This is a genomic window from Nocardia sp. NPDC004604 (genome assembly GCF_040609795.1).
GTDB lineage: Bacteria > Actinomycetota > Actinomycetes > Mycobacteriales > Mycobacteriaceae > Nocardia.
The window spans coordinates 1-1,036 of record NZ_JBEXLC010000348.1 but is presented as its reverse complement, the minus strand read 5'-3'; the positions used below and the strand labels follow the sequence as shown (position 1 = coordinate 1,036).

Below are 1,036 nucleotides of genomic sequence, written 5' to 3'. Positions count from 1 at the left end.
TATTATAGCACAGTAATTATGTAAAAGTACCCTTTAAAAGTAGGTTGATACTTATAAAGGGTACATGTCATTATGCGTGAATATGTTCAGGAACACCAAAAATCTCTCTGGCCTGGTCCGCTTGTAGCGGGGACAGGATTTGAACCTGCGACCTCTGGGTTATGAGCCCAGCGAGCTACCGAGCTGCTCCACCCCGCGTCGGCAGAGGTAACGCTACCCCATGGTGGTGGTTGTTACCTAAACGCCTGGTGGGAAGGGATAACCGGCGGGTAGGCGGGGTGGGTGCGAGCATGGGGGCATGCCTATTGCGACGAGTGCCATTGCCCATGTCCGGCTCACGGTTTGCGATATCGATCGGTCGCGGGCCTTCTACGAGAAGGTGTTCGGGTGGCCGGTTGCGCTCGAGGTGCCCGCCGATGCCGATGCGGCGACACGGGAGCGGCTCGGCTTTCTGTTCGGTGGGGTGATCTATCGGATGGAGCACGGGATGATCGGGCTGCGGCCGGTCGGCACCGATCGCTTCGACGAAAACCGGGTCGGGCTCGATCATCTCGCGTTTCCGCTCGGATCCTTGGCCGAATTGGAAGCTGCCGCAGCGCATCTCGATGCGTGTGGGGTCGCGCGCGAGGACATCAAGGACATCGGGTTGAGCTATATCCTCGAGTTCCGCGACCCGGACAATATTGCGCTGGAGCTGACCGTCCGCAAGTAGGCTAGGCGGCGTTCGCGACCTTCTGTACCGCGGCGACGAAGAACTGCTCGAAGGCCGCCTGATCGAGCGAATCCTGTAGTGCGGCAACGCGTACCGCGACCGTCATGCCCCGCACCTCCGCATAACCCATATACGCGGCCGTGGTCATCGGCCCGCCCGCACCCGCCGTCGCGATACTGCTCGAACGGTAGGCAATGGCGTTGGCGCCCTTCAGTTCCTGAGGCAGGGACTGGCTCTCGACGTGCTCGGTGGCGGTGACCGGCTGACCATTCACGGTCGAGGTCATCTGGACCTCAGCGCACCGCTTATTGCCATCGGTGATCC

1 protein-coding gene, 1 tRNA gene and 1 pseudogene are annotated in these 1,036 nt (G+C 60.6%); 1 reads left to right on the top strand and 2 read right to left on the bottom strand.

Annotated elements, in window-relative coordinates; all coding sequences use genetic code 11:
* Window positions 1–124 precede the first annotated feature (124 nt).
* A tRNA-Met gene (locus ABZW16_RS44030) sits at window positions 125–198 on the bottom strand.
* A 100-nt stretch (window positions 199–298) separates the two neighbouring features.
* Between ABZW16_RS44030 and ABZW16_RS44025 the strand changes: the two genes are divergently transcribed.
* Window positions 299–712 (top strand): VOC family protein, encoded by a 414-nt coding sequence (locus ABZW16_RS44025; RefSeq protein WP_354962115.1) that lies wholly within the window; start codon window positions 299–301, stop codon window positions 710–712.
* Between the two features lies 1 nt (window position 713).
* Here ABZW16_RS44025 and ABZW16_RS44020 read toward each other — a convergent pair.
* Window positions 714–1,036: pseudogene (locus tag ABZW16_RS44020) on the bottom strand (hypothetical protein); the annotation flags it as partial.